Here is a 24395-nt window from a genome sequence, read left to right on the forward strand (position 1 = left end):
CTACCAGCACTTTTCGGAGCAAGTGGCAGGTCAAAACGCCCAGCGCATCTGACTACGGATCAGAAGGTTAGGGGTTCGAATCCCTTCGGGCGCACAGAGATCGGCCCCGGCCCGCGAAAGCGGATCGGGGCCGAGCTACGTTCTCGATGAAGAGACCGGATGCCGTGCCTCGCCCGTACGAACGAGCCCTTACTTCCTCCGGCGTACCGGTCGAATGCGCCCCGCACGTCCGGCCCCTGAGCCCGGTGCCGGAAGCGGTGCTGCTGGGCAGTGGACGGCTTCGAGTGCGACAGCTGCGCCCGGGCCGCGATCATCTCGGACCACCGCGGCCGCCACAGCTCGTCCGACGCCGGGCGTGGACCGCGGTATCAACGGAATGCGTCGATGCTACGGCCGGCCCAGACCGCGAAAGAGGTGGCGGGCCGTCCAAGGACCGTCCGGACGTCGGCGCTGACACGAAGCTCCTCGGCGGTCGGTTGCCCGAGGATGGCGAGCGTGCCGTCGGCGACCGGCTCCGGCATCGACTGCAGCAGTTGCGCCCGTGCCCGGTCGTGTTCGAGCTCGACGAAGTCCAGGTGCTCGCCGAGGGCCGCACCGAGGATTTCGGACCGACGCCGCGGGCTGGTCGGCTCCGGCCCGGTGAGTATGTAGGTCCGGCCCGCGTGACCGTCGCCGGTGAGCGCGGCCGCGGCGACCTCGGCGATATCGAGAGGGTCCACCGCGGGAAGCGCTACATCGGCGTACGGCGCGTAAATCTTGCGCTGCGCACGGATCGACTCCACCCAGGCGAAGGCGTTGGTGGTGAAGCCGCCCGGTCGGAGGATCGTCCACGCCAGGCCCGAGGACCGGACGACCTGTTCCAGCGCGGCGAGCGGTGCGTGCGAAACCGACTCGGGCCGGGTGCCGGCGGCCTGCGACGACAGGAGGACGACGCGCTGCACACCGGCCTCGGCCGCATATCGCAACACCGCGGCGCCGTCTACGTGCGCTCCCGCGCCGGACACCATCAGGAACAGTGCCTCCGCTCCGTCCAGCGCCGGCGCCAGGCCGGCCGCATCGGCCAAGTCCGCGACGACCGGGGTGACCCCCTGCCGCGCGAGCAGTGGGGAAGTCACACCGCGGGAAACAGCGGTCACGGCATGGCCGGAGTCCGCCAAGGCCTCGACGAGAAGGCTGCCGACATTGCCCGTGGCACCAGTAACGACGATCAAGAAAACGCTCCTCGGTCAGGAGAACGCCGATGCTCTCCGAGCACCGGACCGCGTCCGATCGACAGCGGCACAAGGAAGGCTAAGAAGCGCCGCACAGTAGGTTCCCCCAGGAAAGTATTGGAGGCTCGCATGACCGCTACCGAAGAAACCGGCACCGACCCGCGCACGGCGTGCCGGATCACCCCGACAGTCGACCTGCTCTTCAGCCGCTGGACGACCCCGATCCTGTGGACGCTCAACCAGTCCGGGCCGGTGCGGTTCGTCGAACTCGAACGACAGCTCGGCACCATCACCGCCAAGGTCCTCACCCAACGACTCCGCCAACTGGAGCGCGACGGACTGGTCCGGCGGCACTACCATCCCGAGGTGCCACCTCGCGTCGAGTACGAGATCACCGAGCTGGGCCGAAGCCTCTCCCCCGTGTTCGCCGCCCTCGCCCACTGGACCGATGAACACCTACCGGCCGTCGAACGAGCCCGCGACGACTACACCGGCCCACTCCCTCGTTAGCGACTGCTACAACCGGGACCTCGTGGTACTGCGACGCATTGGCACAACCGGCACAGGCCGCAGACACAAAACATGCCACACTGGGGCTTCAGCAACCGGTACGGGAGGTTTGATGTTCGCGCTGGTGGTGAGGTTCGATCTGAAGGACGCCGAAGCTGCCGAAGGCTTCGATCGGCTCGTAACCGAGACGGCCGAGGGAATCGCCGAGCACGAGCCCGGGACACTCGTATACGCCACTCATACCGTCGAAGACGCACCACTGTCCCGCGTGTTCTACGAGGTCTACCGGGATCGCGACGCGTTCGAGGAGCACGAACGGCAGCCGCACACCCGTCGCTTCCTCGACAAGCGGCCCGACTACGTCGCCGACTTCCGGGTCGAGTTCCTCACCCCGGCCGCGGCCAAGGGTCTACCCTCCTGATCCGAGCCGCTCAGCCCGAGCTGGATGGATGCGCGGCAACCTCGCTCCCCGAGTGATGATTACTGCACACCGGCACGCTGAGCCAAGCCCCGAAGCGCGCTGTGCTGTCGCTCCTTCTCACGTAGCTCCCCCACAACCTGTTTCAACAGAGTTTGATACCGGACCCAGTCCGGACCACCGATCCGCTCCGCAGTCAGTAGTAGGTCCAATGCCCGCTGACGCTCTCCCATTCGAGCGAAGGCTGTCGCGCGGTCGAGAAGGTGCCGGGCCCGGCTCACCTGGGCGAGCGCCTCGCCGCCACCCGGCATCGCTTTCGCCGCCTCGATCGCTTCCGGGTAGCGCTCCGAGGACACATTCACATCGACGCACTGCATCACCACCTGGGACGGCCCGAAGTTGCACTCGTAGTGCTTGGTGTCGCCCGGCAACCGGGATGCCACCTCGCGTGCCGCGTCGGCGATATCGAGGGCGGCCTGCGCCTGTTGCTGCCGACCGGCAGCAGTGGCGCCCTGAAGTACGAGGGAGCCGTACACAGCCAGGTGTTCCTCCGATACCGCACCGATCGGCTCTATCGAAGAGGCTGCTCTGAGCGCTACCTTGTGGGACTCCTCGAACCGGCCTTGGACCAGTAGTTGCCAAGCGACCGACCCACGCAAGATGGCGGCGAGGAGCTGATCATCGCCCCTGTCGGCTGCGGTCAGCGCCGAACGGATCGCCGTGAAAGCGGGATCGGTCTGCCCCAGGTGGACCAAGGTGCACCCGGTCACCCAGTACATGCGCGCCAACAGTTCGTGCGCCGACGCGACGTCGCGGTCCTGCGCGAGGTTCGCCGACACACGCAGTTGTGTCAGCCCGGCCGGAAGTACCGCGGTCAGCGTCTCGTAGCGACCGTTCCAGTAAGCACCCCAGGCATAGTCGACCGCGCGCTGGGCTTCACGCAGGGTGACCGGCACGGGCTCGGATTCCTCGTCGATCAGGTCGTCCACGGAATTCAGCGCGCGCCGAATCGCGACAACTCCCGCGTCCGGATCGGCCGAGGGAATCCCGTAGCGCTTTCCGACGAGATCGGCGATATCGACATCCAGAGCCCGCGCGATCTTGTGCAGACTCGCGATACTGGCGCCTTCCCGCTTGCCCTGCTCCAACTGCCGAATCAGGGATGGATGTACCTCGGCCAGATCGGCCAACTGGGTCTGGGTCATCGATCTGCCGCGAAAATGCTTGATCCGCGCGCCGATACTCGTGTCCATAGCTCCGACATCCTCTGCTGTCGCCCGTATCACCCGAGGCTACCGAGATCCCGCCACCACAGCTGACACAAGGCGTGTTACTCGAATATCGATGAACAGCTTTATGTTTCGGATCGCACTCGATGCCGGGGACAGGCAAATGCCGCATCGGGCGCTGTGCCATCCAGCGAGACCACCACCAACACATTCCGAGGTCTTCGATGACAGATATTCCTGTTCCTCCCCTGCCCGTCCGGGCACCGAACCACCGGGCCATGGCGGCGACATTGAAACTGCTACAGGCCGGCAAGACCTGGGTCACCGACGACCCCGGGATCCTGCGGCTGATCGCGGACGGACTACGCGCGTATGACGACCCCACACCGTATTGCCGGTCGCAAGAGGCGATTCGCGGATACGCGCACGCGCACCAGGTGATGGCGGCCCATGCCGAGCATCAGTGCGCTCGTTTCGATGTGGCGGCCGAGTACGCGGCTCGGGCGCGACGGTGAGCCGGACGCCGGCCACGACGAGGAGAGCACTTCTGTTGCGCCGGTCCGATTGCGACAGCGGTGAGATCGACCGGTCGACGCGGAAACACGCGCTCGAAGTCGTGTACACAGTCGTGACGGATACCGCGCTCGGACTCGCGGCGATCATCGCTGTACATCACCTGCTGGAATCCGATGCCGACGTGCTGGTGGTCCCACACCTCACGGACGACGAGGTCCGCCGTAATCGCGCATGGCATCTGGTGATCGCGTTCGCGGAGCTGGTGACCGGCGCCGGAGTGGTCGATCGCACGCTCCTCGATTCCGAGGACACCGCCGAAGGTGACCGGTCGGCAGGCCACTGACCCCAGCTGTTCCCGGCATCCGCCACCACTCTCGCCGACGATTCGCCGGAAACCTCAACCGAACTGCATCTATGTTGATAGTTACTGACTATCACTATGTAACGCATCACATAACCCGCCGGATGGATCAGGGACCGGGTCGCAGACTGCGCACTCCGACCAACCCGAACAAGGGGAAACCTTGACCCATCAGCCTTATTCACCGCATCAGCCCAATTCACCGCATCAGCCCTACGGCGTCTCGCCTCAGCCGCCGCGCAGGAAAGCGAAGTGGCCGTGGCTCATTCCGCTGGGCATCGTCGCGCTGTGCGGATTCGGCGGCTGCGTCGCCATCGTGAGCAATACCAACCGCGATTCCGACAAGTCGAGCAGCGCGCCGGCGCCCGCCGAGGCGGCGGCGGCCGGGGCGGGCGCCGATTCCGGACCCGCGCCCGCGGGGTCGGCCGTCCGGGACGGCAAGTTCGAGTTCGTGGTCACCGAGGTCGAGACAGGCCGGAAAACGGTGGGCACCAACCCGTACCTGCAGAAGGAAGCGCAGGGGCAGTACGTCCTCGTGCATACGACGGTCACCAACACCGGCGATCGGCCGCAGTCGTATTTCGGCACGAACCAGACGCTGATCGATACCCAGGGTCGCGAATTCACCAACGACCCCATGGCGGAGGTGAATGTCAACGATTCCGCGATCGCGGGGACCGATATCAATCCGGGAAACAAGGTGGAGGTCGTCATCGCGTTCGATATCCCCGCCGACGCGCAGCCCGCGGCCATCGAGTTCCACGATTCGATGTTCTCCGGCGGCGTCGAAGTCGCTTTGCGGTAGGCGATCTCGGCAGCCGGCCGATCCGTCGGCGGCGTTCCGGGCAGGTCGGATCGCGGGGGAGGCGCGCGGGCGTCTCCCCCGCTTCCCGGGCTCCGGCCGGGTCAGGTCGAGTTCCGGACCCACCCCTGCGCGATATCGCCCAGATTCCACCAGGCGACGTGCCGGGCGTCCACCGATTCGAGCGACCATCCCCGCGCCAGGCGATCGAAGAAAGCGTCGTCACCGGTTCTACCGCCCTTGGGTTCGCCCACGTAGATCAGGCGGCGGCCGCCCCGGGACTCGAACACTTCGAGGGCGGCCGACGCCATCCGGTCACCCCAGCCCGGCGGCCAGCAGAGGAACAGGACCGACGCCTCGTTCAGCTCGGCCTCGAACCTCTGCGCTCCGCCGACGGGAAACCACACCGCGCGGTTGCCGGCACTCGCGGGGAACGAGACGTTCGCCGAAATGTCCGGGGGCGCGGTGTCGAAGGCGGTCACCGGGGCGCCTCGGTCGGCGAGCATTCGTGCCCAGTAACCGCGACCGGCACCCAACTCGATCACCGGGTGACCGGCACGGAACGCCTCGATCCAATCGAGTGTCTCCGGTGAGGGGATCGCGTAGGCGTAGGCGGCCTGCAGGATGGTCTGAGCGAACCCCAGCCGGACACTGCCTTTCGCATTTCCGCCGTCGACGACCCGGCGATCTCCCGCGACGCCCACACCGGGGCCGACGATTTCCCAGTACGGGTTTCCCGACCGGGCCTCGCCACCGGTCATGAAGTGCACGAAACGCAGGTCGAAGGCCGCGTCGGCGTGCGGGTCGCCGGTGCCGTCCAGCAGTGGCGCGGTGGACAGATATTCGGCGACCTTCGGATACTCCGTCCGCAACCGGGGCTCGTCGTCGAGCAGTGCGGCCAGTTCGGTGCGGCGTTCGGGCGTCAGGACGAGACCGGTCATACTCCGAATTCTCCCGGGCGATGGGCGTTGTTCGCCGATTTCCGCTCACCACGCCATGCCGTGACCGGCCGACCGGGTGATCCCGCGCCGCCCGAGCCCCGGGCTACGCCGTCGGATCCGCGGGTACGGACAGTTCGCGCATCGCACGGCATATCGTCGCGTGGACCTCGGACTCCGCTGTCGCCGCGTCCGGGTCCCAGGTCGGTTCCGGGGCGTTCGCGATCGCGGGGCCGAACAGCCACCACACATTGCTCCACGGGTCGACGAACCGGGCGAGTGAGGAACCGCCGTAGAACGGGGTGGTACCGGTGATCACCCGCGCCCCGCGGGCGGCGGCACGGCGCAGGATCTCGTCGCAGTCGGTCACATTGACCTGGAGCAGGGCCGGGCTGAACACCCAGTCCGGCTTGGAGTCGACCACCATCAGGCACGAATCCCCGATCCGTACCTCCGCGTGGATCAGCAGTCCGTCGGTGTCGACGGCGTGCGCGTCCGGCGTCTCTCGTCCGTCGAATACCGCCGTCAGGAATTCGATGAAGGCCCGGGCACCGCCGGGGCCCTTCACCGCGGCGAACGCGTTGACACTTCCGTACCCGTTGCCGAGGTCCCCGGTGCGGCTGACCAGAGGTGATGTCGTCATGCCGCGAGCATGGCACCGGAACAGGACGGGACCCGGCCGCAATTCGGCGGCGCGTCCCGGAAATCTGTCCTCAGTGCTCCGCGGTGACTATGGGAACCACATAGGAGCGGGCGAATTCGTCCAACTGCTCATCCGATTCCAGGGGCACCAGGCCGGTCGGGCACAGGATGAACGAATGCACCAGCCGGCACGCGACTTCGGCGCGGGTCAGCAGATCGGCGGGTTCGGCGAAAAGCCCGGCGTCCGCGGCGCGGCACAGCGCGGTGTGCGCGGCCGCCACCGACATGGCGAAAACCGGTCCGCCCTCGACGGTCAATTTCTCCAGAATGCGTTCCGGTTCGACGGTCAGCATCCGTTTGACCAGCGGATGACTCCGCCATCGTGTGACCACTGTCACAAAGATATCGGCGACGAGGTCGGGCAGCGTCGAGTGCCGGGTGGAGATGGCGTCGACCTCGATGAGGACCGCGGCTACCTCCCGGCTCACCACCGCCTGCACCACATCGTCGCGGGATCCGATGCGGCGGTATACGGTGACGCGGTCGACGCCGGCCTGCCTGGCGATGTCTTCGATGGTCGTCTTCTTGACGCCGAACTCGCTGAATCTGATCAACGCCGCGTCCAGAATGCGAGCCTCGATACCATCCTGCAGCCCGGGTGACGATGTGTGCGCGGCGGACATGCAGTTAACGCTAGCAAGTACTGCGTGAGCGCAAACACCTATCGGGCACTCGCAATATTGCAACATTGCTATTAATAATGTTGCCATGTAGATTCGCCGAATGGTGCAGACCAGCCAAGCAGCCGCTTGTTTCGTCCTGGTGCGTCGTATGCCCCGACTATCGGGAGACAACTGATGGGCACCCAGGTTCCGGCTCGCGGATTCCAGATGATCGGCACGGCCGTGGACGTCTGCCGTTCGATATTCGTCGCCCACCGGCCCGCGTCCCTGCTGCCGCAGTCGAAAACACTGTGGAACAACGGTTTCAACCGGCAACTCGTGGTCGCCGCCGTCCAGCAGGAAGCGGTGGACGTGGTCGGAGTAGTGCTCGTCGACCCCGAGGGCGAACCACTACCCGCCTGGCTCCCCGGCGCCCACCTGGACGTATCCCTGCCCTCCGGCCGGCGACGGCAGTATTCGCTGTGCGGGGACCCGCGTGATCGGTCGTCCTACCGGATCGCCGTCCGGCTCATGCCACACGGCAACGGTGGTTCCATCGAAATCCACGAGAACCTCCGCAGCGGAGATCCACTGCGGGTACACGGGCCCCGGCACACCTACCCCTTCCTCGACGCCCCCGACTATCTGTTCATCGCCGGCGGTATGGGGATCACCGCGATCCTGCCCATGGCCCAGGCGGCGGGCCGCCGCGGCAATTTGATCTACACCGGGCGCACCCGGGATTCGATGCCCTTCCTCGACCGGGTCCCCGATGCCGTGATCCGCCCCGACGACGAATACGGCGTCCCCGATATCGAGGAACTCCTCGCGCAGGCCGAGCCCGGAGCGGCCGTCTATGTCTGCGGTCCCCCGGCCATGCTCGAAGCCGCGATCCACGCCGTGCCGCGGGTGGCTCCGGCGAGTTCGCTTCACCTGGAACGCTTCCCGGCCGCCCGATCGGCATGTACGCGATCTTCGTTCGAGCCGGACCGCGGCCACGCCGCGCGCCGCCGCGACGAATCCGCTACCTGAACAGACAGATCAGCGGCCCCGTGCCTCCTGGCGCCGCGGCACTCACGACGGCCACCGGCATGGGCCCGCCCGGTCGGGCCGATCGCGATGCGGCCGCCGGGAACCGGTCCGGCGGAGACTTCACGCCGTGCGCGCGGATCGACACCGAGACTCCGATCGACGGCAGAAAGCCCCTCACCCGGAAATCCAGGTAAGGGGCTCGTGGCGGTGGCGGAGGGATTTGAACCCTCGGAGGGGGGTTACCCCTCACACGCTTTCGAGGCGTGCTCCTTAGGCCGCTCGGACACGCCACCGCCCGCAAGAATACCGGAACCACCCCGTATCCCTAAATCGGGGCCCGGACCTGGGTATCTCCGGCCGGCCCCGTACTCAACGCCGACCCCGGAAGAAGTCGTCGAGGACGGCCGCGCATTCGGTCTCCAGAATGCCGCCGCATACCTGGGGACGGTGGTTGAGACGCCGGTCGCGAACCACATCCCACAGTGAACCGACCGCACCCGTCTTCGGCTCCCACGCACCGAACAGCAGCCGGTCCACCCGGGCCGCGACCAGTGCGCCGGCGCACATGGTGCACGGCTCCAACGTCACCGCGAGCGTGGTGCCGGTGAGGCGCCAGCCGTCACCGTGGATAGCGGCGGCACGGCGCAGCGCCAGTACCTCGGCATGCGCGGTGGGGTCACCACTTGCCTCGCGGGCGTTGGTGGCGCGGGACAACTCGCGGCCCGAACTGTCGAACACGACCGCCCCCACCGGAATATCGCGCGGATCGGCGGTGGCGGCGACGGCCAGAGCCGTCCGCACCATCTCGATATCGGCGAGCGAGGCGTTCAACTCGAGCGTGGCAGTTTGTCGAGCACCGCGGAGAACTCCGACGCGAAACCCAGCCGCTGCGCGATCATCGTGAGCTGCTCGTCGGGGTAGAGATCGGTTTCGGCGAGGATCACGCTGAGCACCGGTTCGGGCAATCCCAGATCGGCCAGGATGGCGAGATCGCCCTCTTCCCACGGCTCGATATCGTCGAGCTCGTCGGGATCGATATCGGGGATCTCGATATGGAGTTCTTCGAGAACATCCGCGGCGATGTCGTAATCGATCGCCGCGGTCGCGTCCGACACCAGCAGCCGGGTACCGCTGGGAGCGGGACGGACCACGATGAAGAATTCGTCGTCGACGTCCAGGAGCCCGAAGACCGCGCCGGAGGATCGCAGAGCTTTCAGCTCGTTCTCCGCCGCCGACAGGGTGGTGAGCGCGGCCGAGGTCAGCGGGGTGCACCGCCACGTACCGTCTTCCCGGACAACGGCCACCGCGAACCCCTCCACGTCGTCGTAATCATCCGACGCCGCCTTGTTCGTGCCCGCGCGCTGTGCTGCCATGGGCGCAACGGTAGTCGGCCCGGGGCCGTTAGATGAAGTCGTATGCGAATCTGTTCCGGTGACTGCTGACGACCATACGGCGCTCTGTGTTCTCGGGACTGGTTTGATCGGCGGGTCGCTGCTGCGTGCGGCGACTGCGGCCGGCTGGACTGCCTGGGGATACAACCGCTCGGCGCCGGGCGTGGCGGCAGCCCGGACCTCGGGTTTCGATGTCGACGCCGATCTCCCGGCGGTGCTGCGCCGGGCCGCCGCGAGCGACGCGCTGGTCGTGGTGGCGGTGCCGATGCCGGCGGTCAACGCGATGCTGGACGCGATCGCCGAACATGCGCCGGAATGCGCGCTGACCGATGTGGTGAGTGTGAAGGCCCCTGTCGCCGCGGCGGTCCGCCGGTACGGCCTGGAGGCTCGCTACGTCGGCGGGCATCCGATGGCGGGTACTTCCGAATCGGGCTGGCAGGCAACCGATCCGGAACTGTTCCGCGAAGCGGCGTGGGCGGTGGGGGTGGATCCGGGAACGGATCCGGACAGCTGGGCACGGGTGACCCGACTGGCCCTGGACTGCGGCGCCGTGGTCGTACCGGTACTCGCCGCCGAACACGACCGCGCCGTGGCCCGCGTCTCGCACCTGCCGCATGTCCTCGCCGAGGCACTCGCGGTGGCGGGCGCGCGCGGTGGTGACCTCGCGCTGGGACTCGCGGCGGGGTCGTTCCGGGACGGCACCCGGGTCGCGGGCACCGCACCCGATCTGGTGCGCGCGATCTGCGAACCCAACTCCGACGCACTGCTGGCCGTACTGGACGAGACCCTCACCGCGCTGAGCGAGGCCAGGGAGTCGCTGAGCTCGGATACCTCCCTCGCCGAGCTCACCGCGGCCGGTCATACCGCCCGGCAGCGCTACGAATCGGCGCAGCGTTGGGAGATCACCGGAACTGTCCCCGGTGCGGTGGGCTGGCTGGAGAAACTGCAGGAAGCGGGCCGGACGGGCGGGGTCATCGCCCGCCGCGCGGCCACCGCCGGGAGCGACTGAACCGCGCTCAGACCCGTTCGGCGAGCCCGGGGTAGTCGAGCACGAAACCGTCGGGATCGACGGTGAGGGTGGCGCTGGACACCGGCGAGAGGACGCTGATCCCGTCCCCGGCGCTGCTGTAGGTGAGATCGGCCTCCTGCACCGTCAACTCCGGCAACCGCACGTAGACCACCGGGACCTGGATATCCTCCAGGGCGTGCTGTAACCCGAACCGGCGGATGGGCAGGGTGTTGAAGAACGGGCTGAGCACCACATCGGCATCCAGCGCGCCCCCGAAGGTGGACCGGATATGGGTCCCGGTGGCATCGACCAGCCAGTAGTTCTCCTGGTCGCGGGCGAGAGATGCGTGCCGCTCCCCCGCGGCGGTGGTACTGCTCAACGACAACCGCCTGGTCGCGCCGTTCTCGTCGGTGACCAGATCGTAGGAGGCGCTGAACGCGGTGTGCTCGCCACAACCACCGCCGACGATGCGACCGCTGGCCCGGATCCGATTGCCGTTGAGCGTTACGCGAACCGATTCCATCCGCGAACCGTCGTGCGCACGCCAGGTCAGCACAGCGGGCCACCGCCCGGACACCGGCGGCGCGGCCGGGCCGGGGGTTACGTCGCTCGATTGCGTCACGTGTCCACCGTACGCATTGCCGACCCGGTCGGCGCAGAAACAGCGCCGCCGCGCGCCCCGGCGAACTCTCCGAAGAGAGATCGTGTCTCGATCGACTGCCGCCGAGCTGCCCAGTAGCGGAGAAACCGGTGCGGAACGACACGGGACAATCAGGACTCGTGGAGGGTACGAAATCGGCGGTAGCGGCGGTAGCGTGCCAGGGACTCGGGCGTATTCGCGACGCCGTTCACCTCGGGACCGACAAGTGGAGTCGGACCGGGCACGATTTCGCGCACCACCTGCGGAGCAGCGCACAGCGCTACAGATTGTCCGACCGCGATATGCGGTTCATCTTCGAGCGGGAGATAATTCCCCAGCATCTGGAGATCCCGGTCGGCGGCGGGCGGATATCCGAGCGGCCCACGGTGACCGCGGTGGTGGGACAGCCCGGTGCCGGCAAATCCGTGACGATCCGTGCCATCGCCGATTCGTTCCGCGAGCGCGGCGGCGCCGTCCGGCTCATCGCCGACGATTACATGCGCCACCACCCCGACTTCGCGGAACTACGGGCGCGCGACGATTTCACCGCTGGTGATCACCTCTATCCGATCGCCGAGAGATGGCTCGATATGGCCATCGACCACGTTATTGCGCAACGCCGGCACGCCGTCCTGGAAGAAGGTGCGGGTGATCCGGTGCGGACTGCGCGGGTGATCCTGCGGTTTCAGCGGCACACCTACCGTTCGGTCGTCGATGCCATCGCGGTGCCGCGTGCCGAGAGCGAGGCTTCGGTCCTCACCCGCTTCCTCCGCGAGCGCCTGCGCGACGGCACGGGCCGATATGTCCCGGTCGCCGCGCAGCATACGTGTCTCCAGGGCTCGGCCGACCTGATCCGGGCGCTCGAATCGGACCGGCCCCCGGTGGCCGTGGACGAACTCCGGGTGCGATCACGTTCGGAGATCCTGTTCGACAACCACCGTATGGCACAGGGTGAATGGACCGAACCACCCGCGGGCTGGGATGCCCTACAGACGGAACGGGACCGCCCGCCGACGCCGGACGAGGTATACGCGCATTTCGAGAGAATCGAGCGATTCCGGGAAACCCTGGCGCAGGCGAATGCCGACGAACCAGGGCAGGGCATGAACTGGCAGCGGCTGCTGATCGAGATGGAGCAGACTTCCCGGTTGCTGCGGAGCTGAGCCGGAAACAGGACGCCGTGGCGCTCGTATTCGTTCCCGAGCACCGCGCGCGCCGAACACACCGCTCACGACGGCACGCCCACTGGAAAAGCTCAGCACTTGCGTTTCGGCGGAGACGGAGGGATTTGAACCCCCGGTCGCTCTCACGACTCTCGCTTTCAAGGCGAGTGCATTCGGCCGCTCTGCCACGTCTCCAGGGCCTCGATGGTAACCGATGCGACCGGCGACAACCGAAAGCCGGCCACCGGCCGGCGGCTCGCTCAGCGTGGCACCGCGAGCAGCTCACGAGTGATACCGGCGAGATCGGCGCATCCGGAAAGTCCCATGGCGGAGTCGAAATCGGCCAGCAGCAGGCGCAGTGCGTGCCGCACGCCCGCGCCGCCGCCGATCCCCAGCGCGTATGCCCAGGGCCGGCCGTAGCCCACCGCTTTGGCGCCGAGGGCGAGCGCGGCCAGGACATCGGAGCCGGAACGGATACCGGAATCGAACAGCACATCGGCCCGGTCGCCGACCGCGCCGACGACCGATCCGAGCGCGTCGAGGGCGGCGATCGCATTGTCGACCTGCCGGCCGCCGTGGTTGCTCACCCATACCGCATCCGCCCCGGCATCGACCACCAGCCGGGCGTCGTCGGGGTGCAGAACGCCTTTGACCGCGATCGGCAGATCGGTCCATTTCCGCAGTTCGGCCAGGTCGGCCGGGCGCAGTGTGTGATTGCCGAACAAGCCGACCCAGGTGAGGATCGCCATGCGCAGCGCCTCCTCGCTCTCCTCCGGCGGTGCCGTCAGCTTCGCCCGGAAAACCGGGTCGGACAGGTAGTTGGCGATCCCTTTGCCCAGCAGGAAGGGCAGATGGCCGAGTTCGAGGTCCCGCGGCCGCCAGCCCAGGGACGGAGTGTCCACGGTGACCACGATCGCTTTCGCCCCCGCCCGCTCCGCGCGCTCCACGAACGAACGGGCCAGCTCGTCGTCGGCGGGCCAGTACAGCTGGAACCACCAGTTACCGGCCACCTCGCCCACCTCCTCGATGGTCGAGGACGACGCGGTCGACAGGACGGTGCCCACGCCGAGCTCCTTCGCGGCCTGCGCCACCACCACCTCGCCCTTTTCGTGTAGCAATTCCAGCACGCCGACCGGCGAGGTCAGCACCGGTGCGGCCAGCTCGGTGCCGAGCACCTCGACGGAGGTGTCGCGGGCGCCCGGCCCGCTGGTACCGCGGAGCATGCGCGGCACGATCCGGTACCGATCGAACGCCGATGTGTTGGCCGACGCCGTCCGTTCGGTGGAGGCGCTACCGGCCACATAGGCGTAAGCGCGGGCATCGAGCAACTCCCGGGCCCGGTCGGCGAAACCGTCCGCAGTCATCGGCAGTTCGGGGACCGTCCCGCCCATTCCCTGGAGGTAGATCTCGTTCTGGAAGTCGATGAAGCTGCTCACGGCGCTCACGGTAGCCGTGTCGGGCCCGTCGCGGGCACCCTCTCCGCAAATTCTGATGCACTATGGGTCCCGTGCGTGCGATCAACTTGAACGGATTCGGCGGCCCCGAGGTGATGGAGTGGTCCGACGCTCCGGACCCGGAACCCGGGCACGGCGAGGTACTGATCGATGTGGCGGCCGCCGGGGTGAACCGGGCCGATCTGCTACAGCGGCGCGGGTTCTACGCGCCGCCGCCGGGCACCACCCCGGTACCGGGGCTCGAATGCTCGGGTGTGATCGCGGCGGTCGGCGAGGGCGTCCGGGAATGGTCGGTCGGCGACCGGGTGTGCGCGCTGCTGTCCGGCGGCGGATACGCCGAGCGGGTGGTGGTGCCGGCCGGACAGGTACTGCCGGTCCCGGACGGCCTGGATCTGGCGGCGGCCGCGGGACTGCCCGAGGTCGCGGCCACGGTCTGGTCGAATCTGGTGATGACCGCGGGACTGCATTCCGGACAGTTGCTGCTGATCCACGGCGGGGGCAGCGGGATCGGCACGCATGCGATCCAGGTGGCGGCGCAACTGGGCGCCCGGGTAGCGGTGACGGCGGGATCGGCCCCGAAACTGGCGCGCTGCGCGGAACTGGGCGCGCACATACTGATCAACTACCGGGAACACGATTTCGTGGACCTGGTCCGCGCCGAACACGGGCTGGGCGGGCCGGGCGCCGACATCATCCTCGACAACATGGGTGCCGCCTACCTGGGCCGCAATGTGGCGGCGCTGGCACTCGACGGTCAGATCGTGGTGATCGGGATGCAGGGCGGGGTGAACGCCGAACTGAATCTGGCCGAGCTCATGGGTAAACGCGGGACGGTGCGCGCGATCAAACTGCGGGACCGTCCGGCCACCGGTCGCGGCAGCAAGGCCGACATCATCACCGAGGTCCGCGCACATGTCTGGCCGTTGCTGGCGACCGGGGCGGTCGTACCGGTGATCCACGCCGAGATCCCGGTGACCGAAGCGGGCCGGGCGCACGAACTACTCGACGAGCACGAGACATTCGGCAAGGTGATCCTGCGGATCCGGAACGACGGTACGAACGGGCCGGGCCGGTAGGTCAGCCGAGCGCGGTCAGGGCCCGGCCGAACTGATCGATCTCGCGCCGAGTGGTGTACGGCGCGAGACCGATGGTCACCGCGCCGCCTTCGTCGTTCACACCCAACGCGTCCAGTAACCGGCTGCCGCCGTGCGCTCCCGCCAGGACATTGATGCGCTTATCGGCCAGTTCGGCGGCGATCTTCTCCGCCTGCATACCGTCGATGGTGAAACTGACCGTCGGGATCCGGGTGGAGGCCCGGCCGATCACGGTGAGTCCGCTGATCTTCTCCAGGGTGCTCATCAGATGGTCGAACAGCTGGTCGTGGTAGTCCTGCAGCGAGGTGATCGACAGTTCCAGCCGCTCCCGGCGCGTACCCCCGGCTCGTTCGTCCAGCCCGGCCAGATAGTCGATCGACGTGGTGAGCCCGGCCAACAGCGCGTACTGGTGCCCGCCGACCTCGAGCCGTTCGGGACCTTTGGCGTAGGGGTTGAGCGCCATGGACGGGATCCGGTCCAGGAAGGCGGGGTCGCGGAAGACGAGCGCGCCGACCTGCGGACCGCCCCAGCTGGGCGCGCTCAACGCCACTACATCCGCGTTCAGATCGTCGATACCGATGAGCGCGTACGGTGCGGCACCGACCGCGTCGGCGACCAGCAGACCGCCGACCTCGTGCACCCGTTCGGCCGCCACCCGCACCGAGGGTGCCGAACCCACGATCGGGGAAGCAGCGGTGATCGCGACCAGCCGTGCGGTGGGACCGATGAGTTCCTCGAACTGCCAGGCGGGCATCTCGCAGGTCTCGATCTCCACCTCGGCCCAGCGCACATGCGCCCCGTAACGGTTGGCGATCCGCAGCCAGGGAGCTACATTCGCCTCGTCGTCCAGCCGCGACAGCACGATGCCGGTCCCCAGGCCCAGCCGGGAACTCAGGGATTCGGCCAGCCAGGCCAGCAGTACGGCGCGATCGGGACCCAGGACGACCCCGCTCGGGTCCGCGCCGACCAGATCCGCCACCGCCACCCGCGCGTCGTGCAGGATATCGGCGCTGCGTTTGGCGGCGCCGTGGCGCCCGAGGTGGGAGAACGACGACGAGCGGAAACCGATGGACACCGCGCGCGAGACAGAATCCGGAACAAGCATGCCGGCCTGCGGAGCCAGGTTGATCCAGCCGTCGGCCAGGGAGGGGATCAGTCCCCGGACCCGCGCGACGTCGTAAGTCATGCAGGTCACTTTAAGGCAGGGTCCATATCTCGGTAACCCTGGTCCAGCCGATTTTCCCCGGACCTCCCGCACAGTCCGCCTCCGCCTCCGCGCCCGGGACCGATCCGTTCGTACTGTTACGCGCTCCGAGACTCACGTCACCACCACCGGCTTTAGCGCGTTCGGCGTGAACACGACATGATGGGGACCATGACGCAATCGGATGACGCATCGGATCCCGTTGTCGTGATCGGCCCCGAAGGCCGGCCGCTGGTGCTGCCCGCGGGCGCCGCGACGAGCGCGTCGTTCCCCGGCCGGGAGGCCCCCGGGCAGGATGCGGCCGAACGCGACAACTCCGAATCCCTGGCCGATATGGTCGAGCAGCCGGCCAAGGTCATGCGGATCGGTACCATGATCAAACAGCTGCTCGAGGAGGTGCGGGCGGCTCCGCTCGACGACGCCAGCCGGACCCGGCTGGCCGAGATCCACAAATCCTCGATACGGGAACTGGAACAGGGCCTGGCGCCGGAACTGCGCGCGGAACTCGAACGTCTCGCCCTGCCGTTCAGCGAGGACGCCATCCCCTCGGACGCGGAACTGCGCATCGCGCAGGCGCAACTGGTGGGTTGGCTGGAGGGGCTCTTCCACGGTATCCAAACCGCTCTGTTCGCTCAGCAGATGGCCGCCCGGGCACAGCTCGAGCAGATGCGCCAGGGTGCCCTGCCACCCGGTCTGCACACCGCCGACGGTCGCGGCGGACAGCCCGGCCAGTCCATCGGAGGCACCGGGCAATACCTCTGAACGCGGTGGTATATAAGCCAGCCGGTACCGGGACTCGGCCGCCGGGGTAGTGTCGTGCACCGTGCCTGCAGCTTCCGCTCGCTCCGACCTGGTAAACACCGAAGCCCGGGAGAGCACCGACGAGAGCCCGGTGCGCCCCGACCACGACCCCGCCGCAGATGAGAAGCCCGTGAGTTCCGAGCAGACCCCGGTCGCCGATGCCGATACCGCCGTCTCCGATATCACCGAGGTGACCGACGCGGATCCCATCGCATCGGATTCGCAGTCCTGGACCCGAGCCTGGCGCGATATCCGCGACGGGTTCCGGCAGCGCGAACTATGGCTCTCGCTCGGCTGGCAGGACATCAAACAGCGCTACCGGCGGTCGGTGCTCGGCCCGTTCTGGATCACCATCGCCACCGGCGTGCAGGCCACCGCCATCGGCATCCTGTACGCGGCACTGCTCGGCCAGCCACTCGCCGACTATCTGCCCTATGTGGCGGTCGGTCTGATCGTGTGGAATGTCATCAACGCCTCGATCCTGGAGGGCGCGGATGTCTTCGTGGCCAACGAGGGCCTGATCAAACAGCTGCCGTCCGCGCTGAGTGTCCACGTGTACCGCCTGGTGTGGCGGCAGATCCTGTTCTTCGCGCACAATGCGGCGATCTACTTCGTCGTGCTGGCACTGTTCGGTGTCTGGCGCGACCTGCACTGGACCGCGATCTTCGCGATACCGGCACTGATGCTGCTGTTCCTCAACGCCATGTGGGTCTCGGTGCTGTTCGGTATCTTCAGCACCCGCTACCGCGATATCGCGCCGATCCTGGGCAGTATGACGCTGATGCTGTTCGTGCTGACCCCGGTGATGTGGAATACCAAGAGCCTGCAGGAGCAGGGCGGTCAGGTCGCCGAGCGGGCCCGGCTGGCCGAGGTGGTGCCCACCTACCACTATCTGGAGATCGTGCGCGCACCGCTGCTCGGCGACGACCAGAAGCTGTACCACTGGGCGATCGTCGGTGCCATCACCGTGGTGGGCTGGATCGCCGCTGCGCTGGCAATGCGCCGGTACCGTTCCCGCGTGCCCTACTGGGTTTAGGAGTCAGGCGATCATGAGTGATCACGTGAGTATCGAAACCCGCAAGGCGTGGGTGGAGTTTCCGATCTTCGACGCGAAGTCCAGGTCCCTGAAGAAGGCTTTCCTGGGCAAAGCGGGCGGATCGATCGGCCGCAATCAGTCCGATGTCGTCGTGGTCGAGGCGCTGCGCGATATCAACCTGTCGCTGAAGGAAGGCGACCGGGTGGGCCTGGTCGGCCACAACGGCGCGGGTAAATCCACGCTGCTACGGCTGCTGTCCGGGATCTACGAACCCTCGCGCGGCAGTGCCCGGATCCGCGGGCGGGTGGCACCGGTGTTCGATCTCGGTGTCGGAATGGATCCGGAGATCTCCGGCTACGAGAACATCATCATCCGCGGCCTCTTCCTGGGGCAGACCCGGAAGCAGATGCTGGCCAAGATCGACGAGATCGCCGATTTCACCGAGCTCGGCGAATACCTGTCCATGCCGTTGCGCACCTATTCGACCGGTATGCGGGTGCGGCTGGCGATGGGCGTGGTCACCTCCATCGACCCGGAGATCCTGCTGCTCGACGAGGGGATCGGCGCGGTCGACGCGGAGTTCATGAAGAAGGCGCGGATCCGCCTGCAGGAACTGGTCGCCCGGTCGGGCATCCTGGTGTTCGCCAGTCATTCCAACGAATTCCTGGCCCAGCTCTGCGATACCGCGCTGTGGATCGACCACGGCCAGGTCCGGTTGCACGGCGGTATCGAAGAAGTCGTGCGAGCCTACGAGGGCCCGGAGGCGGGTAATCATGTGGCGACGGTCCTGCGGGAGATCGAAGCCGAGAAGTCCGGTCGCGCCGACGACGAACCAACACCCCGGTCGGCCGATGGCGAACGAGAACTGGAGAACAACACAGCATGAGCGAGTCAGGCCCGGAGGCGGAAGCGGAGCGTGACCACGCAGGGCCCTCGCTCGTGCGCGAACAGAACAGCATGAGCGAGTCAGGCCCGGAGGCGGAAGCGACGCGTGACCACGCAGGGCCCTCGCTCGTGCGCGAACAGAACAGCATGAGCGAGTCAGGCCCGGAGGCGGAAGCGGAGCGTGACCACGCAGGGCCCTCGCTCGTGCGCGAACAGAACAGCATGAGCGAGTCAGGCTCGGAGGCGGAAGCGACGCGTGACCCCGTAGAGCCCTCGCCGGTGCCCGAAGACAGCGCGAGCGCGCCGGGCTCCGGGGCGGAAGCGGCGCGTGACCACGCGGAGCCCTCGGCAGTGCCCGAAGACAGCACGAACAAGCCCGGCTCCTCCCCGGCGGGGGCTGCGCATGACCCGCCCAACGAGCACGACAGCAGCGAGTCGGCGCCGGAGGCGAAAGACGAGCGCGACGAGGTAACACCCGCGCCGGTATCCGACGAGCCCGTCGGCGAACCGGTATCCGAAGCGCAGGAGAAGCCCGATCGTGTGGAAGCCGGCCCGGTCGCCGGTGGGCACGGCACCGACGGCCTCCGTCGTTCGGCTCCGGATCCCGCGCGCGAGCCCGATACAGCCGCCGCGGTGCTGCCGGAGGTCGACTACGGCGCGGACGCCAAGATCGTCGCTGTCGTGGTGACGCACAAGCGACGTGATCTGCTCGCCGAATCGTTGAAAGCCGTCGCCACGCAGTCGCGGGCGGTCGATCACCTGATCGTGATCGATAACGGCAACGAAGCCGAAGTGGCCGAACTCGTGGCCGATCAGCCGATCGAGACCACGTATCTCGGTTCGGCGCACAATCTGGGCGGGGCGGGCGGTTTCGCGCTGGGCATGCTGCACGCGCTGAGCCTGGGTGCCGACTGGGTATGGCTGGCCGACGACGACGGGCGGCCGGAGGGCCCCGAAGTACTGGCCACGCTGTTCGATTGCGCGCGGCGACACGAACTCGTGGAGGTGTCACCGGTCGTCTGCGATATCGACGAACCGGACCGGCTGGCCTTCCCGCTGCGCCGCGGTGTGGTGTGGCGGCGATTGCGTTCCGAACTCGGCGGTGAGGATTTCCTGCCCGGGATCGCCTCGTTGTTCAACGGTGCCCTGATCTCCGCGCAGGCGGTGGATGTGATCGGCGTACCGGATCTGCGGTTGTTCGTCCGCGGCGACGAGGTCGAGGTGCACCGCCGGCTGGTGCGTTCCGGATTACCCTTCGGTACCTGTCTGCAAACGGCGTACCTGCACCCCAACGGTGCGGCCGAGTTCAAGCCGATCCTCGGTGGCCGGATGCACACCCAGTACCCCGACGATCCGGTGAAGCGGTATTTCACCTACCGCAACCGCGGCTATCTCATGTCGCAGCCGGGTATGCGAAAGCTGCTGCCGCAGGAATGGATTCGTTTCTCCTGGTTCTTCCTGGTGACCCGGCGCGATCCGGCCGGTTTGCGCGAGTGGTTCCATCTGCGCAGCCTCGGCCGCAACGAGCAGTTCCAGAAACCGGAATAGCCGATAGCTCGCGTACCGCCCGAATCGGTCACCCATCGGACAACCAGGGTTGACGGTCGATGCGAGAGTTTCTTCCCGGCCAGGTAAGTTCGGCTGGCAATCTGCATGATTCGGGAGGAGATCGATGAGTTACCCCGGCGGCCAGCCGCCACAAGGCCAGCCCGCACCCGGCCAGTTCCCACCGCCGCAACAGCAGTTCGCGCCACCGGCGCCGAACCCGGGTGGGCAGCCACAGTATCCAGGGGGGCCACAGGGCGGCCCGCAGCCCTGGGGCGCACCGCCCCAGGGTCAGCCGCAGCCGGGCGGTTACGGCCAGCCTCCCGGGCAGCCGCAGTACGCGAGCGGCGGCTACCCGCAGCCGACCGGGCAGCCGCCCGCCCAGTTCGGGCAGCCCGGTCCCTACGGTCAGCCGCCGCAGGCCGCGCCCAACGATCCGCCGGGTATCACGGTGGACTGCTCCTACACGCCGATGGCTTTCCTGCTCGCGATCACCAAGCCCAAGATCACGGTGAACGGACAGCGGGTGCCGAACACCCGGTGGGGCGCGAACCATATTCCGGTCGGCGCCGGTCAGTACCACGTGAAAGTCACCACACCCTGGTTGTTCGATATGGGTCCGGCCGATGTCGCGGTACCGGTGCAGCCCGGGCAGGCCGTCCGGTACTACTACCGGACGCCCGCGATCATCTTCCTCAACGGTGCGATCGGACCGGTGCCGCAGAAGACACCGGGCATGGTGGTCATGTACGTGATCTGGGCGTTCGTCGCCCTGATCTTCCTGATGAACATCCTGGTGATCTCCACCATGTGAGCCCGCGTTCCGCAGGTGGCGGGGCTCCGTGCCCCGCCACGTGCGGTCCCGGCCGGATGGCCGACACCGGGCTGCGCGGCCCCTGGGCAAGCGGGGACCTGTTACCTACGCTCGAAGCGCAGCGCCGATCGCACGGCGGTCGGCGTCCGCGACGACAGGAGGGCAGGCAATGACCGCAACCGGAGACAAACCGCTGAGCGGCCGGACGATGATCATGTCCGGCGGTAGCCGCGGTATCGGGCTGGAGATCGCCAAACGGGCGGCCGCTGACGGCGCGAACATCACATTGATCGCCAAAACCGATCAGCCCCACCCCAAACTTCCGGGCACCATCCACACCGCCGCCGCGGAACTCGAGGAAGCGGGAGCGACCGTGCTGCCGTTCGTCGGCGATGTGCGCATCGACGATTCGGTCGCCGAGGCGGTCCGGCTGACGACCGAACGGTTCGGCGGGATCGATATCGTGGTCAACAACGCCTCGGCCATCGATCTCTCCCCCACCGACGCGCTGGCGATGAAGAAGTACGACCTCATGCAGGACATCAACTGCCGCGGCAGTTTCCTGCTGTCGAAGCTGTGCATCGGGGCGCTGCGCGAATCGGCCGCCGCCGGTCGCAATCCGCATATCCTCACCCTGTCCCCGCCGCTGAACCTGGACCCCAAGTGGGCGGGTTCCTCGCTGGGTTACACCATCGCGAAGTACGGGATGTCCCTCACGACGCTGGGGCTGGCCGAGGAGCTGAAATCCGACGGTATCGGGGTGAATTCGCTCTGGCCGCGTACCACTATCGCGACAGCGGCGGTGCAGAACCTACTGGGCGGCGAGGAGATGGTCCGTACCTCGCGGACCCCGGATATCTACGCCGACGCCGCGTATCTGGTGCTCACCGCACCGGCCACCGAGACCACCGGCAATTTCTTCATCGACGACGAAGTGCTCGCCGCCCACGGCATCACCGATCTGGACAGGTACCGGGTGACGCCGGGCGACGAACCCCTCACCACCGATCTCTTCCTCTGACGACCGGGGCCACGCCGGAAACACCGGCGTGGCCCGTTCGGCCGGCCCGCGGCGTCAGGTGCGGTCGGAATCGATCCCGTACAGCCGCTCCCAGTTCTCGCGGCTGGTGAGTTCGGCGTGCGCGGCACGATAGCGCTGTTGCAGCTCCGGCAGCTCCTTGTACAGCCGGCGCAGTACCCGCGCCGTACGCAGCAGCAGTGCCCGGGCGATCGCCTTGTCGCGCTTACGGACCCGGACACCGGATTGCGAAGCGTCGGTGACCACCACGTGGTCGAACAGCGATACATGCCACCAGTGCGCATCCTCACGGGTGACCCCGACGACCCCGGGCTGGACCCGGCCGGTCCACTGCTGGATCGCGCGTTTGATCAGCACCGCCAGCAGGCGGCTGGGTTCGCCACCGGCGCGGCGCACCCGGATCTCGGAGGAGTCCACCGGCGGTGTGGCCGCCGGATGCTTCACGGTCTCCGAATAGTCCGAGCGGCTGGTCCGCGCTCGTTTCAGCGGCTCGATACCACCGTCGCGCAGGATCGACGGACCGGTGAGGAAGTCCTCGATGCCCTGGAGGGTGGTGTGCGCGAGTCCGTACTGCATACCGACCAGGTATTCGGAGATATTGCGGAAGAGCTGGCGGGTGACCGTGCTCGGATTCAGGTCCGCGTGCATCACGCTCACGATCAGCGAATTACGGGTGCTGAAGTAGCGGGCCCAGTCGTCGAAGTCCTTCCAGTAGAAGTCCGCGTGCCAGACCGCCGCGTTGGGCAGCGTGACCGTGACGAACCCGTGTTCGCGGGCGCGGACCCCGTATTCGACATCGTCCCACTGGAAGAAGATCGGCAGCGGCAGCCCTATCTTCTTCACGACCTCGGCCGGGATGAGGCAGGTCCACCAGGCGTTGTAGCCGGCGTCGACCCGGCGTTCCTGGTTCTTCTTCAGCATGCTGGTGTTGCGCAGCGCCTTGGGCACCTTCTGGCCGTGCATGAGCCGGTGCAGGTTCACATCCTCGGCGCCGACATTGAGGTAGTCGGGGTTGAGCAGGAACAGCATCTGCGCGCCGACCAGGGTCGGTTCCACGGTCAGGTTGGCGAATGCCTGCATGCGCAGGACGGTTTCGGGTTCGCAGAGGATATCGTCGTCCATGAGGATGACGTCGGCGTGCTCGTTGGCCGCGGACACTTCGTAGAGTCCGCGGGTGAAACCGCCCGCGCCGCCCAGGTTGGGCTGGCGGATATAACGCAGCTTCTCACCGAACATCGATCGCGTGGCCTGGTACAGCGGCCGGTTCTCCACCAGATCGGTGCCCTGGTCCACCACATAGACCGCGTCGAGCGAGCCGAGCACGGTCTGATCGGAGGCCAGCGCGGCGATGGTCTCGGCGCAATCCTGGGCGCGGTTGAAGGTGCAGATGGCGATGGCGACCGGACGCACGGTCTCGGGCGCGGTCGCGGTCCAGGTGAGATCGGAGATCTCCAGGTCGCCGCCGACGGCTTCGAACTCCAGCCACAGAGCCCCGCCGTCGACGAACTGGTCCAGTGGCGCGGTCAGGGTCAGCGGGCCACCGGCGGTGACCTCGGCGGTGCCGACGATCCGGCGGTGCCCGGCGATATCGGATGCCACGATCCGCACCCTGGCGTGTTTTCCGACCTGGAGGACCATCGTGGCCTCTACCTCGGTGACCACGGTCCAGCGCTGCCAGTAGCTGGCGGCGAACCGGCCGAAGTAGGTGTTGGTGTGCGCGGTGGAGCCCTTGTCCAGGCGCAGACTCATCCGGTCCCGGGTGGCACGGCCCTTGACCACCGCGTACAGCTCGTCGCTGATCTTCGCCGACGGTCCGGTGAAGATGCCCCGGGCGAGTACCAGTCGCCGCGGCGCCCGGTGGTGTTCGGCGCGCAGCGACTCCGGCGCGACCGCAGCGTGATCGTTCGTCTCGGTAACGGCCTGCATAGCCGACTGGTCCATGAAGTCCTCGAAATCCTTATTGTGCCGACGGGACAGACATGTCCCTGAATACGGTTCG

General features: G+C 67.4%; 26 protein-coding genes and 2 tRNA genes. 15 read left to right on the forward strand and 13 right to left on the reverse strand.

The window, feature by feature from the left end:
• Positions 1 to 368 precede the first annotated feature (368 nt).
• Complete coding sequence (locus ACWEWT_RS30250) at positions 369 to 1211, reverse strand: NAD(P)H-binding protein (RefSeq protein ID WP_452564086.1); 843 nt, start codon at positions 1209 to 1211, stop codon at positions 369 to 371.
• 129 nt (positions 1212 to 1340) lie between these two features.
• Between ACWEWT_RS30250 and ACWEWT_RS30255 the strand changes: the two genes are divergently transcribed.
• Positions 1341 to 1721, forward strand: coding sequence for a winged helix-turn-helix transcriptional regulator (locus ACWEWT_RS30255; protein ID WP_452564088.1), 381 nt, complete (start codon positions 1341 to 1343; stop codon positions 1719 to 1721).
• A gap of 112 nt (positions 1722 to 1833) precedes the next feature.
• On the forward strand, positions 1834 to 2142 hold the full coding sequence (locus ACWEWT_RS30260; RefSeq protein ID WP_452564089.1) for a putative quinol monooxygenase: 309 nt from the start codon (positions 1834 to 1836) through the stop codon (positions 2140 to 2142).
• 59 nt (positions 2143 to 2201) lie between these two features.
• Here ACWEWT_RS30260 and ACWEWT_RS30265 read toward each other — a convergent pair whose 3' ends face one another.
• Positions 2202 to 3392, reverse strand: a complete 1191-nt coding sequence (locus tag ACWEWT_RS30265) for a helix-turn-helix domain-containing protein (RefSeq protein WP_452564091.1) — start codon at positions 3390 to 3392, stop codon at positions 2202 to 2204.
• Between the two features lie 200 nt (positions 3393 to 3592).
• Here ACWEWT_RS30265 and ACWEWT_RS30270 point away from each other — a divergent pair, with 200 nt between their 5' ends.
• The 3 genes from ACWEWT_RS30270 (at position 3593) to ACWEWT_RS30280 (ending at position 5050) form a co-directional block, all read left to right on the forward strand.
• Positions 3593 to 3883, forward strand: a complete 291-nt coding sequence (locus ACWEWT_RS30270; RefSeq protein WP_452564093.1) for a hypothetical protein — start codon at positions 3593 to 3595, stop codon at positions 3881 to 3883.
• A 35-nt stretch (positions 3884 to 3918) separates the two neighbouring features.
• A complete protein-coding gene (locus ACWEWT_RS30275) occupies positions 3919 to 4227 on the forward strand; it encodes a hypothetical protein (RefSeq protein WP_452564095.1) in 309 nt (102 codons plus the stop codon).
• A 181-nt stretch (positions 4228 to 4408) separates the two neighbouring features.
• A complete protein-coding gene (locus tag ACWEWT_RS30280; protein WP_452564097.1) occupies positions 4409 to 5050 on the forward strand; it encodes a DUF4352 domain-containing protein in 642 nt (213 codons plus the stop codon).
• A gap of 101 nt (positions 5051 to 5151) precedes the next feature.
• Here the strand turns inward: ACWEWT_RS30280 and ACWEWT_RS30285 are convergent, their stop codons facing one another.
• The 3 genes from ACWEWT_RS30285 to ACWEWT_RS30295 all read right to left on the reverse strand — a co-directional run bounded on the left by ACWEWT_RS30285 (position 5152) and on the right by ACWEWT_RS30295 (position 7310).
• Complete coding sequence (locus ACWEWT_RS30285) at positions 5152 to 5988, reverse strand: hypothetical protein (protein WP_452564098.1); 837 nt, start codon at positions 5986 to 5988, stop codon at positions 5152 to 5154.
• Positions 5989 to 6091: 103 nt separating this feature from the next.
• Positions 6092 to 6628, reverse strand: a complete 537-nt coding sequence (locus tag ACWEWT_RS30290; protein WP_452564100.1) for a VOC family protein — start codon at positions 6626 to 6628, stop codon at positions 6092 to 6094.
• A 70-nt stretch (positions 6629 to 6698) separates the two neighbouring features.
• Positions 6699 to 7310: a TetR/AcrR family transcriptional regulator gene (locus ACWEWT_RS30295; protein ID WP_452564101.1), complete on the reverse strand. Its 612-nt coding sequence runs from the start codon at positions 7308 to 7310 to the stop codon at positions 6699 to 6701.
• A gap of 174 nt (positions 7311 to 7484) precedes the next feature.
• Between ACWEWT_RS30295 and ACWEWT_RS30300 the strand changes: the two genes are divergently transcribed.
• Positions 7485 to 8321: a ferredoxin reductase gene (locus ACWEWT_RS30300; protein WP_452564103.1), complete on the forward strand. Its 837-nt coding sequence runs from the start codon at positions 7485 to 7487 to the stop codon at positions 8319 to 8321.
• Between the two features lie 202 nt (positions 8322 to 8523).
• Here the strand turns inward: ACWEWT_RS30300 and ACWEWT_RS30305 are convergent.
• From ACWEWT_RS30305 to ACWEWT_RS30315, 3 genes are all read right to left on the reverse strand, one after another.
• Positions 8524 to 8614, reverse strand: a tRNA-Ser gene (locus tag ACWEWT_RS30305).
• 76 nt (positions 8615 to 8690) lie between these two features.
• Entirely contained in the window at positions 8691 to 9125 is a 435-nt protein-coding gene (locus ACWEWT_RS30310) for a nucleoside deaminase (RefSeq protein WP_452564167.1), read from the reverse strand.
• A gap of 23 nt (positions 9126 to 9148) precedes the next feature.
• Positions 9149 to 9694: a tRNA adenosine deaminase-associated protein gene (locus ACWEWT_RS30315; protein WP_452564104.1), complete on the reverse strand. Its 546-nt coding sequence runs from the start codon at positions 9692 to 9694 to the stop codon at positions 9149 to 9151.
• 58 nt (positions 9695 to 9752) lie between these two features.
• Here ACWEWT_RS30315 and ACWEWT_RS30320 point away from each other — a divergent pair, with 58 nt between their 5' ends.
• Positions 9753 to 10721, forward strand: a complete 969-nt coding sequence (locus ACWEWT_RS30320; protein WP_452564106.1) for a prephenate dehydrogenase — start codon at positions 9753 to 9755, stop codon at positions 10719 to 10721.
• Between the two features lie 7 nt (positions 10722 to 10728).
• Here ACWEWT_RS30320 and ACWEWT_RS30325 read toward each other — a convergent pair whose 3' ends face one another.
• On the reverse strand, positions 10729 to 11343 hold the full coding sequence (locus tag ACWEWT_RS30325; RefSeq protein WP_452564107.1) for a putative glycolipid-binding domain-containing protein: 615 nt from the start codon (positions 11341 to 11343) through the stop codon (positions 10729 to 10731).
• Between the two features lie 158 nt (positions 11344 to 11501).
• On the opposite strand from ACWEWT_RS30325, the gene ACWEWT_RS30330 reads away from it, so the two are divergent.
• Entirely contained in the window at positions 11502 to 12524 is a 1023-nt protein-coding gene (locus ACWEWT_RS30330; protein ID WP_452564109.1) for a zeta toxin family protein, read from the forward strand.
• A 110-nt stretch (positions 12525 to 12634) separates the two neighbouring features.
• Here the strand turns inward: ACWEWT_RS30330 and ACWEWT_RS30335 are convergent.
• Together ACWEWT_RS30335 and ACWEWT_RS30340 are read right to left on the reverse strand one after the other, a co-directional pair.
• Positions 12635 to 12719: transfer RNA gene (locus ACWEWT_RS30335), tRNA-Ser, on the reverse strand.
• 65 nt (positions 12720 to 12784) lie between these two features.
• On the reverse strand, positions 12785 to 13960 hold the full coding sequence (locus ACWEWT_RS30340; RefSeq protein WP_452564110.1) for an alpha-hydroxy-acid oxidizing protein: 1176 nt from the start codon (positions 13958 to 13960) through the stop codon (positions 12785 to 12787).
• A 71-nt stretch (positions 13961 to 14031) separates the two neighbouring features.
• On the opposite strand from ACWEWT_RS30340, the gene ACWEWT_RS30345 reads away from it, so the two are divergent.
• The gene (locus ACWEWT_RS30345; RefSeq protein ID WP_452564112.1) at positions 14032 to 15054 is read left to right on the forward strand and encodes an NAD(P)H-quinone oxidoreductase; all 1023 of its coding nucleotides are present in this window, start codon (positions 14032 to 14034) and stop codon (positions 15052 to 15054) included.
• Between the two features lies 1 nt (position 15055).
• On the opposite strand, the gene ACWEWT_RS30350 is transcribed toward ACWEWT_RS30345, so the two are convergent.
• On the reverse strand, positions 15056 to 16258 hold the full coding sequence (locus ACWEWT_RS30350) for a cysteine desulfurase-like protein (protein WP_452564114.1): 1203 nt from the start codon (positions 16256 to 16258) through the stop codon (positions 15056 to 15058).
• Positions 16259 to 16447: 189 nt separating this feature from the next.
• On the opposite strand from ACWEWT_RS30350, the gene ACWEWT_RS30355 reads away from it, so the two are divergent.
• The 6 genes from ACWEWT_RS30355 to ACWEWT_RS30380 all read left to right on the forward strand — a co-directional run bounded on the left by ACWEWT_RS30355 (position 16448) and on the right by ACWEWT_RS30380 (position 22378).
• A complete protein-coding gene (locus tag ACWEWT_RS30355) occupies positions 16448 to 17038 on the forward strand; it encodes a bacterial proteasome activator family protein (RefSeq protein ID WP_452564116.1) in 591 nt (196 codons plus the stop codon).
• Between the two features lie 220 nt (positions 17039 to 17258).
• Positions 17259 to 18113 carry a galactan export ABC transporter permease subunit Wzm/RfbD gene (gene wzm, locus ACWEWT_RS30360; protein WP_452564168.1) on the forward strand — a complete coding sequence of 285 codons (855 nt, stop codon included), beginning with the start codon at positions 17259 to 17261 and terminating at the stop codon, positions 18111 to 18113.
• Between the two features lie 13 nt (positions 18114 to 18126).
• Positions 18127 to 18999 (forward strand): galactan export ABC transporter ATP-binding subunit Wzt/RfbE, encoded by an 873-nt coding sequence (wzt, locus tag ACWEWT_RS30365; RefSeq protein WP_452564117.1) that lies wholly within the window; start codon positions 18127 to 18129, stop codon positions 18997 to 18999.
• Between the two features lie 635 nt (positions 19000 to 19634).
• Positions 19635 to 20546, forward strand: coding sequence for a galactofuranosyltransferase GlfT1 (gene glfT1, locus ACWEWT_RS30370; RefSeq protein ID WP_452564169.1), 912 nt, complete (start codon positions 19635 to 19637; stop codon positions 20544 to 20546).
• A 124-nt stretch (positions 20547 to 20670) separates the two neighbouring features.
• A complete protein-coding gene (locus ACWEWT_RS30375; RefSeq protein ID WP_452564119.1) occupies positions 20671 to 21357 on the forward strand; it encodes a hypothetical protein in 687 nt (228 codons plus the stop codon).
• A gap of 169 nt (positions 21358 to 21526) precedes the next feature.
• The gene (locus ACWEWT_RS30380) at positions 21527 to 22378 is read left to right on the forward strand and encodes an SDR family oxidoreductase (RefSeq protein WP_452564121.1); all 852 of its coding nucleotides are present in this window, start codon (positions 21527 to 21529) and stop codon (positions 22376 to 22378) included.
• Between the two features lie 54 nt (positions 22379 to 22432).
• Here the strand turns inward: ACWEWT_RS30380 and ACWEWT_RS30385 are convergent, their stop codons facing one another.
• Positions 22433 to 24337, reverse strand: a complete 1905-nt coding sequence (locus ACWEWT_RS30385) for a glycosyltransferase (RefSeq protein WP_452564123.1) — start codon at positions 24335 to 24337, stop codon at positions 22433 to 22435.
• Positions 24338 to 24395 lie beyond the last annotated feature (58 nt).

The organism is Nocardia sp. NPDC003963, assembly GCF_053605105.1.

Coding starts and splice junctions, on each gene's coding strand:
- ACWEWT_RS30255 (WP_452564088.1), top strand. CDS start 1,341: ATGACCGCTACCGAAGAAACCGGCACCGACCCGCGCACGGCGTGCCGG.
- ACWEWT_RS30260 (WP_452564089.1), top strand. CDS start 1,834: ATGTTCGCGCTGGTGGTGAGGTTCGATCTGAAGGACGCCGAAGCTGCC.
- ACWEWT_RS30265 (WP_452564091.1), bottom strand. CDS start 3,392: ATGGACACGAGTATCGGCGCGCGGATCAAGCATTTTCGCGGCAGATCG.
- ACWEWT_RS30270 (WP_452564093.1), top strand. CDS start 3,593: ATGACAGATATTCCTGTTCCTCCCCTGCCCGTCCGGGCACCGAACCAC.
- ACWEWT_RS30285 (WP_452564098.1), bottom strand. CDS start 5,988: ATGACCGGTCTCGTCCTGACGCCCGAACGCCGCACCGAACTGGCCGCA.
- ACWEWT_RS30290 (WP_452564100.1), bottom strand. CDS start 6,628: ATGACGACATCACCTCTGGTCAGCCGCACCGGGGACCTCGGCAACGGG.
- ACWEWT_RS30295 (WP_452564101.1), bottom strand. CDS start 7,310: ATGTCCGCCGCGCACACATCGTCACCCGGGCTGCAGGATGGTATCGAG.
- ACWEWT_RS30300 (WP_452564103.1), top strand. CDS start 7,485: ATGGGCACCCAGGTTCCGGCTCGCGGATTCCAGATGATCGGCACGGCC.
- ACWEWT_RS30310 (WP_452564167.1), bottom strand. CDS start 9,125: ATGGTGCGGACGGCTCTGGCCGTCGCCGCCACCGCCGATCCGCGCGAT.
- ACWEWT_RS30315 (WP_452564104.1), bottom strand. CDS start 9,694: ATGGCAGCACAGCGCGCGGGCACGAACAAGGCGGCGTCGGATGATTAC.
- ACWEWT_RS30350 (WP_452564114.1), bottom strand. CDS start 16,258: ATGACTTACGACGTCGCGCGGGTCCGGGGACTGATCCCCTCCCTGGCC.
- ACWEWT_RS30355 (WP_452564116.1), top strand. CDS start 16,448: ATGACGCAATCGGATGACGCATCGGATCCCGTTGTCGTGATCGGCCCC.
- wzt (WP_452564117.1), top strand. CDS start 18,127: ATGAGTGATCACGTGAGTATCGAAACCCGCAAGGCGTGGGTGGAGTTT.
- ACWEWT_RS30375 (WP_452564119.1), top strand. CDS start 20,671: ATGAGTTACCCCGGCGGCCAGCCGCCACAAGGCCAGCCCGCACCCGGC.
- ACWEWT_RS30380 (WP_452564121.1), top strand. CDS start 21,527: ATGACCGCAACCGGAGACAAACCGCTGAGCGGCCGGACGATGATCATG.
- ACWEWT_RS30385 (WP_452564123.1), bottom strand. CDS start 24,337: ATGGACCAGTCGGCTATGCAGGCCGTTACCGAGACGAACGATCACGCT.